Consider the following 9,117-nt stretch of genomic DNA (forward strand, 5'->3'; position numbering starts at 1 on the left):
AGATAGCAATACGCAGTCGCTGGCTGCATAACTTAAATCTATCGGGTTTTAAAAGAACAAAATACTTTGAAGGGGGTACTATGTCCTTTTTCGGAAATTGTCATAGTCTGACTGTTATATCTTAGCCAACATGGTAATAAATGTTATTGCTAATTATAACAGATAGCTTTGACTTATCTTTTTTCGAATATTTTTTTGAATTATGCAAAAGTCTCAATTATAAAAACTACAAAGTTTAAAATGCGAAAGATAGAAAGTGGCATTCCACTAAAATATATTAACTAAATACTTGAGAAATAAAAAAGCAGCAATCATAGGGGGATGTGTATATGAAACTTGATTTAGCGCAAATCAGAAACTTTAGAATGTTAAAAGAATTGGATGTTGATTTTGAGGATATCCTTTCATTAGTTATTGGGAAAAACAATTCGGGGAAAACATCTTTCCTCTCAATTCTTCAAAAGTTTCTCTCTGAAAACAAACCTGAGTTTACGTTTGATGATTTTAATATTAATACGCAAAAAGATATTCTTGCCTGCGAAAATAATAATAGCTCTCCTGAAGAATATGTTGAACCGCTGCTATCATTGAAACTATACATCTCTTATAACGATACCGACAATCTTGGTAACGCTTCTGCATTACTTTTGGATTTAGATAGTGAGATGCACCAACTTGTTGTTCTTTTTGAATATTTTTTAGGGTATGAAAAGTATCTTAAACTTGTCAGCGATTATTCAGAATACAAATCTAAAGGCATAAATAGAGATTTTGAATACTACCTCAGAAACAATATTAATAGGTATTTTACAGTGCGCATAAAAGCACTTGAATACGGCAATGAGACAAATTTCAAGATTATTAACAGTGATATAGTAAGTTCTGTTATTTCAATGCAGATAATTGGTGCAAAGCGTGATGTTGATAATGAGCAGGGACATAGCCGAGCTCTTTCCTTTCTTGCTGGAAAATACTACAATTCCAGTGTTGTCTCCGAAGAAGAGTTTCCGGAGTTACAGAAAAAGCTTAGCGAAACAGATGAAAGTTTAACTGGGATTTATCATGATCTCTTTCGTCCTGTTATAAAAGAAATCGCCGCTATGTCTTATAATCCTCAAGAAGCTGAATTATCAATCATATCAACACTAAGTGAAAAAAAGATATTTCAAGATAATACGACTGTGAAATATAAGCATGAAGATACACTTTTGCCAGAAGATTATAACGGTTTAGGGTACTTGAATCTGTTTGCTATTATTTTCAACATACGAATTAAACTTGATCAGTTATCAAAGAAAAATAAGCCTGATGAAGATCCTGCCCCGCTTAATCTCTTGTTCATTGAAGAACCCGAGGCACATACCCACCCACAAATGCAGTACATTTTTATCAAGAATATTAAAAAGATTCTTACGCAGCATTGCTTAGAGTCAAGTAAAGATTTTTCACTACAAACTATAATCAGCACTCATTCGTCGCACATCGTATCTCAATGTGATTTTGAAGATATAAAATACTTTTTCAGGGAGAGTAGCACAAGTGTAAAGTCCCGTAGTTTAAAGGCACTTTTTTCAAAGATGGTAACCGCAGAGAACACGCCTACCAAAGAAGAAGAAGAACGCGCATATAGGTTTGTCAAGCAGTATGTAACATTAAATCGTGCGGAGCTTTTTTTTGCAGATAAAGCCATCCTATTAGAAGGCGATACCGAAAGAATGTTGATATACGCAATGATGAAAAAGGTTGATGAGTGTACAGAGGCTGATAATTATAATCCTCTTCTATCACAAAATATCTCGGTAATCGAAGTAGGAGCTTATTCTCATATTTTTGCCACATTCCTTGGTTTTCTAGGTATTAAAACACTAATCATAACCGACCTTGATTGCGCAAAATCGGATGGAAGTGGGAAACCGAAAAAATGCAGGTTTTCAGAAGGAACGACCACAACAAATGCTTCAATTAAACATTTTACTCAGTGTTCAGATTTAACCGATATATTATCGTTATCTGCTTTGCCCATAACATTAAGTTATGATAATAATACCACTTCGTGGAGCCTTGACGAAAAGGGACAATTGCGCCTCCTTTTTCAAAAAGAAGAGAATTGTTATCAAGCGCGCAGTTTTGAGGATGCTTTTATCTGTAACAATTTGCAGTTCATCGTAGACCATAAAAACCATTTTACTAGTCTAAAGAACATAACCGTCTTAGACAACTCGCCTCCAGATTTTTATGACATTGCTGATAGATGCATTAGCAGTAAAACTTCATTTGCGCTAGACGTTCTTCTATATGGTGGAACACATAATGAAAAATGGACAACCCCGTTGTACATAAAGGAGGGATTGGAATGGCTGGCACAGTAATGGAAAGTATCATATCTTGTTTGGATGGTAAAAAGAATTTTTTGCTAAGCGGTGGCGCTGGGAGTGGCAAGACTTATACTTTGATGCAAACTTTGAATCATATTTTCAAGAGTAACTCTAAAGCACATGTGGCTTGTATAACATATACCAATGTAGCAGCAGATGAAATAAAGGAACGCTCTCCGTATTCAAAACTTCGTGTTTCAACTATTCACGATTTTCTGTGGGATGAGATAAAAGATTATCAAAAGAATTTGAAAGCCGCTGTGATAAATTTAATATCTGCAGAGAAAGTAAGTAAAGGAAGCGGAATAGCCTACTCAGGTGAGTGTGAAATAAATGAGCAGACATTTACTTATGTTGAATATCAAAACTATCGCGATCTAGAACACGGGATTATTTCCCACGATGATTTATTGAAAATCGCAAATCATATGTTCGCCACATACCCACTATTATCAAAAATTCTATGTGATAAATATGATTATATTTTTATAGATGAGTATCAGGATACACAAAGTGTAGTTATCGAAATATTTTTAGAGCATATTAAAGTTGCTGCCAAAGATCGATTATGTGTTGGATTTTTTGGCGACAAAATGCAGTCTATTTATGATTCAGGTGTCGGTAATATTCAGTCATACGTAGCTACTGGCGACGTATGCGAAATAATAAAAGAGGACAATTATCGCTGCGCTGTAAATGTGATAAGCTTACTTAACCACTTACGTTTTGATATTCAACAGCAACCAGCAAAAATGACAATGGAAGGAATCGTTGCTAATAAATCAGGGAGTGCCACGTTTATATACTCAATCAATGAATTTGACCTACAGGCTTTCAAATCAAGTAAATTTGCTACTGGATGGAATTTTGAGAATTATAAAGAAACGCGAGTGCTATTTTTAACCCATAGATTAAGTGCTATTCGGTTGGGGTTTGGGGAACTGTTGGCTGCCTATTCAAATAACGACCGACTTATAGGAAATGAACCCGATCGCTTAGCTCGGCACCTTCTAAAAATCGGTAGTATTCTATTCTGCTATGGTAGAAAAGATTTCGCATACGTAATCAGTGAGATGCAACGTAAGATAAAAAATGCCTCTGATAAAAAACAGATTAGCGAATCATTATCACGCTTATATGCAAATCTCAATATAAGTATAGAACAACTAATTGAAGCATTTGACAAAGAACGTTTTGTTCGCAAAGATGACCGCTTCAATGAGTTTCTTGAAAATCATGCAGAAACATATGACAAAATTAAGGTGTTGCCCGCCTCTCAAGTACTTGCATATTTCAAGTACTACAATGATTTTTCGCCATATTCGACGCAACATGGAATCAAGGGAGCCGAATTTGATAATGTACTTGTCATAATGGACAACGGCAGATGGAATAATTACAACTTCAAATACCTTTTTGAACGAACGCCAGGCAAAGAATCTGTAATACAAAGGACAGAAAGGATTTTCTATGTATGTTGTTCAAGGGCAATGGACAATCTTGTCGTATACTATCCCAATCCTTCTGCGAGAATTATTGCACAGGCTAAAGCCTTATTTGGAGACGAAAATGTCTGCTCTTTGGATTAAGATGTACATTGTATCAAATCAATGAGCGCAACACAGTGGGATCGGTGGAACTCAATATTGACTTATTCCCACGAACAGATAAAAACAGTAGAACTGTTTCCCCGAACAGACTACCCCCATAAAACCCACTGTCGACCTATTCCCGAGAACGGAAAAATAACAAATTACAGACCAGACATCAAGCTGATGCTATCGTGCCACGTTGAGTGCGTCACATTGATGTCAAGGGTTAAGAAATAAAGAATTGAAAAGCTTGTAAATAAAGGGTTTCCAAACATTTTGCTTTTCTCAGGACTGTTCCTGCGGATGTGGCAATGTCAGGGAATCATTAATTTTATTGTTTGTGGGAACATATCAACCGCCCTGAAAATTCATAGTTGAGTTACCAGATTAGATAACACCATTTTTTACAGGGGGTTGAGGAAATAGAATAGATGTAATTTCTATAGTATTTAGTTACAGTTAACACATTTTCCCTTTGGGAATTTTGTAAGATATCAGTAAAGACTTTTGTAAGTTATGATTTTTAGTAGGATTAGCTTGAAAAAAGCTAGAAATAGAAATATAATTAAGTTGTGTATGCTGACAAGCTAACAAGCAGTAAAGCGTTAATATGGAGGGACAAAAATTGGAACGGTTTATTAATAGTTTTATTACAGGAAAATGCGAAGATGTACTCAAGGAGTTTCCGGAAAATTCCATAGATTTAATTGTTACATCTCCTCCGTATGCTGACCAGCGTTTTTATGGAACTGATGAATCAAGAATTCATCCAGATGATTATGTAGAATGGTTTTTACCAAAGGCAATTGAGTTTAAAAGGGTACTTAAAGAAACTGGTAGTTTTATTCTTAATATAAATGATAAGGTAGTTGAGGGAAAACAACATTTATATGTTTTTGAATTAGTACTGAAGCTTGTAAAAGAGATTGGTTTTAATTTTGTAAGAGATTATATATGGTTTAACCCTTCAACACCGCCTAATATTTTTTCTACTGGTAAGTATGGAAGAACAAAGAAATCTCATGAATATTGCTTTTGGTTCAGCAAAGGAGATACATGGACATTTAATCTAGATCCTATTAGAAAACCATATAGCCATGACATGCTAAAATTTTTACAAGGAAGAGGTAAAGGAGACAGAAAATATAATTCAAGACCAAGTACACATTCTTTTGATTGTGAAAAAGTCTGGCCTGACAATGGTGGTTCTGACCCAGGAAGTGTTATAAAGTTAGATTATATAGATTATATTGACGATCCAGGTAGTGTAATTGAGATAGGTAATACAAGCAGTAATGATAGTTTTATTAAAATGTGTAAGGCTAAAGGGATTGCACATCCTGCGAGATTTCCTGAGAAACTTGTTGAGTTTTTTATCCTTTCAGGTTCAAATGAAAATGATATTGTGTTAGATCCTTTTTGTGGCTCAGGTACAACGGCTGTATCTGCACACAGACATAAAAGAAGATGGATAGGAATAGATGCAAATAAGGATTATTGTGAACTTGCTTATGATAGGATGAAACTTGAATTCCCCGATGAGTATGAACAGATGAGGTTGATATAATGTATTTAGAAGATATACAAAGTAGAAGATTTATTGTTGATTGTATTGATGGGGCTACTGGTATGTTAGCACTTCCGGATAATTCAATAAAATTGATATATGGTTCGCCTCCATATCCAAATGCTGAAAGAAATTACGGTATATGGAGGTCTGAAGAATATATAGAAAGAATGACTCCGTTTATAGATGCAGCAAAGTTAAAATTAAGAGATGATGGGTTTATTGTTATCAACGTGAAGGCTTGTAGAGATAAACATAAAGGGAATATGAATACAACACGTTCGCTAGTTATAGAGAAGCTAGCCATAATGATGGAAGAGCACTGGGGGCTTCATTGTGTCGATATTGAAATCTGGGTCAAAGAAAACCCCGTTTCCACCGGTTTAAGAGTAGCTTGTCAAGATGCATACGAGCAAAATTTGTGGTTTGCTAAGTCAAATCCATGGAAAATCAATCTTGATGCCATTCGAAGACCATATTCAGAAGCAACACTAAAAATATATGAGAATAGTGAATATAAGCCCAGAAAAAACGGTTTGACATATGTAAGAAAAAGAAAAAGAATTTCACCTCATCCCCTGGGGGCGCTACCACAAAATGTTATTAAAGGGGCTGTGTCATCAAAACAAGGAAAACATCAGGCTGTACAACCTGGTTATTTACCACAGAAATATATTCTTGCTACAACTGATGAAGATGACCTTGTGGTTGATCCGTGGATGGGTACAGGAACAACAGGTGTTGAAGCATTAAAACTTGGTAGGTTATTTATTGGGTTTGACATCATGAAGGAATATGTTCTCACAGCTGAAGAAAGACTGTCAGAGGTATTGAGAGAAACTCTTCAAAAGGGGAAATAGTTATGAGTTTAACTACTTCAGAACTTAATAAGTACTTTATTAAGTGTTTAGGGGATTCGCTAGTCGATTCTAGCGATGTTAATGAAAAACCACTATGTGTTAAAGTTAAAATGCCAGAAGAAAAGAAGTTGAGAGTTTATTTATATAATTCAGGCAATCCTCCAGGTGGGAGACCACTCGGAGAATATAAAATAGTATTAAATGTAGGACAATCTTATGGATGTAGAGGGAACTTTGATTATTCAGATGGTTATATAGTTCTTTTAATTGGATACATTGAAGCGCATGATGTTTTTGTGTTTTGGGATGCAACGCGACATAAAGATTTTGCTTTTAATAAAAATTTACAGGTGAAAGCAGCTACGGTATTAACAGCATTAGCTAATGAATTATCTTATCAGAATCGAAAGACAGACAATGGAACAGAAATTGTTATAGCTGCAAAATCTGAGAATTTGAAGTTAGCAATTAGAAAAAGGATAGATTTAATGGTAGAGCAGATGATAGAGGGGTAAGGATATGGCACTTAATGATTTTGATTTTAGACCAGATTATAATAAGGCGGATCATGATATAGCTGCTGAGTTTTATTTGCCCTGCATGGAGAATTCCATTATATATGATCGAGTTTCAGGTTATTTTGGGAGCACAATTTATATAATCGCATGGCCAGCTCTAAAAAAGTTCGTGTATAACGGTGGAAAAATGCGCATTATTTGTTCTCCTTATATAATTGAAGAAGATCAGATTGCTCTAAATGAGGGATATGCAGCAAGAGGTGTTAAAGATGTTGAAGCGGCACTGATTGATGAAATTAATAACATGCTCAATGATGCTTATTTAAGTAAACCATCAAGGATATTAGCTTGTCTTGTAGCGATGGGAGTTATAGATTTAAAGGTAGCAATAATTAAGCCTGAAGCTACACCAGAAGTTAAAAGATTATTTCATGATAAAGTGGGAATATTTAAGGATTCTTTAGGTAATGCAGTTGGTTTTCGAGGTTCAATGAATGAAACCTTTAAAGGATTATCAGCTGATGGAAATATTGAATCTATTGATGTTTTTCCAAATTGGATTGATAGCAGAGATAAACAGCGGGTAGATAATGCCATTAGATATTTCAATGACCTTTGGAATAATAATATTTTACATATTGATGTATGCGAGTTCCCAAAGACAGCAAAAGAGATATTTGAAAAACATGCTTCACAAGCAAACTGGGAAGAACTAGTTGACGAAGTAACTGTTCAATTAGATAAAGCTAAAATGTGGAGTGCGGATAAGAAAAAAGGCGGAAGAATTCCAAGGCCACATCAAGTTAGTGCGCTTGAAGCATGGGAACAAAGAGGAAGGAGAGGTATACTTGAACACGCAACTGGTAGTGGAAAGACTTTTACAGCATTATGTGCTATAAGGAATTCTTTAGAAAAGAATGAAGTGCCAATTATCCTAGTCCCGTCAAAGGAATTACTTAACCAATGGTTTATTGAAATACGAGAAACTTTATCGGATTTAAATTTACAGATCCTCATTTGTGGAGATGGACATAACAGATGGAAAAAATCAGGTTATCTAGCTTCATGGACTAGAAAGGGTTTAAGCAGACATAGAATTATACTTTCAACTATGGATACAGCTTCATCTGATCAGTTTATAGGTGCAATAACATCAGGGGAACATCTATTTATCGTTGCTGATGAAGCCCATAGAATAGGAAGTCCATATCACAGAAAAATATTGAGTATAAAATCCGGCCCAAGACTCGCACTTAGTGCTACACCTAGACGTTATGGAGATCCAGAAGGCACACAAGCTATATTTGATTATTTTGGGGACATAATACCGCCTCCTTTTACTTTAAAAGATGCTATTGATTCTGGAGTGCTAACTAAATATATGTATTATCCTCACCAGATTAGACTTTCTGAATCGGAACAGAAAATTTGGGATGAACTAAGCGAAAAACTTAGCAAATTAATTGCGACTAAAAAGAGAGATGATAGTGATATATCTTTTGTTTTTGAAGATGGACAGATAAAAAATCTACTGATTCAGCGCGCAAAAATACTAAAAACTGCGATTGAAAAGGTTAGTCTTGCTTTAAATGTTATTCAAGAACATTATTTAAAAGGGCAGCGTTGGATAATTTATTGCGATAATCAAGGACAGTTGAAACAAGTCTTAAATTTACTGGTTGAAAATGGCTATGATGCGTACGAGTATCATTCAGCAATGAATGGTGATAGAAATGAAACACTAAGATACTTTGAAATAAATGGAGGTATACTTGTTTCAATTAAATGCTTAGATGAAGGAGTAGATATTCCAGCTGCGACACACGCCTTAATACTTGCTTCATCAAAGAATCCGCGTGAGTTTATACAACGGAGAGGGCGTATGTAACCGTCAAGTAGTTTTGAACAAAAAACGTTAAATAATTTTGGACACCTAATTGTTACCAAAAATGGTTTGACGATGCTTCAGACGATAGCTGTCGCCAGTTAGATGAATAACCTCGCTTTTGTGGATTAAACGATCCAAAATAGCGGTTGTAATGGCCGGATCACCCAGAATATCACCCCATTCTTCCGGGCCTTTGTTGGATGTGATGATAATGGAGGTCTGCCCGTAAAGCTGGTTGATCAATTGAAAAAAGAGATTTGCTTCGTGACGGTCAATGGCCATAAACATCAGGTCATCAATGATCACCAGGTCAGAGC

7 protein-coding genes are annotated in these 9,117 nt (G+C 35.3%); 6 read left to right on the top strand and 1 reads right to left on the bottom strand.

Annotation, left to right across the window (positions count from 1 at the left end):
* Positions 1 to 329 precede the first annotated feature (329 nt).
* From AAV90_RS11690 to AAV90_RS11715, 6 genes are all read left to right on the top strand, one after another.
* Entirely contained in the window at positions 330 to 2,369 is a 2,040-nt protein-coding gene (locus tag AAV90_RS11690; protein ID WP_046499331.1) for an ATP-dependent nuclease, read from the top strand.
* A complete protein-coding gene (locus AAV90_RS11695; RefSeq protein ID WP_046499333.1) occupies positions 2,354 to 3,964 on the top strand; it encodes a UvrD-helicase domain-containing protein in 1,611 nt (536 codons plus the stop codon). The genes AAV90_RS11690 and AAV90_RS11695 overlap by 16 nt, the downstream gene beginning before the upstream one ends.
* 628 nt (positions 3,965 to 4,592) lie before the next feature.
* Positions 4,593 to 5,534 carry a DNA-methyltransferase gene (locus tag AAV90_RS11700; protein WP_052729762.1) on the top strand — a complete coding sequence of 314 codons (942 nt, stop codon included), beginning with the start codon at positions 4,593 to 4,595 and terminating at the stop codon, positions 5,532 to 5,534.
* Positions 5,534 to 6,394 carry a DNA-methyltransferase gene (locus AAV90_RS11705; protein ID WP_046499334.1) on the top strand — a complete coding sequence of 287 codons (861 nt, stop codon included), beginning with the start codon at positions 5,534 to 5,536 and terminating at the stop codon, positions 6,392 to 6,394. Before AAV90_RS11700 ends, AAV90_RS11705 begins: the two co-directional genes overlap by 1 nt.
* Positions 6,395 to 6,396: 2 nt before the next feature.
* On the top strand, positions 6,397 to 6,909 hold the full coding sequence (locus AAV90_RS11710; RefSeq protein ID WP_046499337.1) for a hypothetical protein: 513 nt from the start codon (positions 6,397 to 6,399) through the stop codon (positions 6,907 to 6,909).
* A gap of 4 nt (positions 6,910 to 6,913) precedes the next feature.
* The gene (locus AAV90_RS11715; RefSeq protein WP_046499341.1) at positions 6,914 to 8,800 is read left to right on the top strand and encodes a DEAD/DEAH box helicase family protein; all 1,887 of its coding nucleotides are present in this window, start codon (positions 6,914 to 6,916) and stop codon (positions 8,798 to 8,800) included.
* A 45-nt stretch (positions 8,801 to 8,845) separates the two neighbouring features.
* Here the strand turns inward: AAV90_RS11715 and AAV90_RS11720 are convergent.
* Positions 8,846 to 9,117: ATP-binding protein (locus AAV90_RS11720; protein WP_046499343.1), on the bottom strand; the 272-nt coding region annotated here is incomplete at its 5' end.

Source organism: Syntrophomonas zehnderi OL-4, from assembly GCF_000983115.1.
GTDB lineage: Bacteria > Bacillota > Syntrophomonadia > Syntrophomonadales > Syntrophomonadaceae > Syntrophomonas_B > Syntrophomonas_B zehnderi.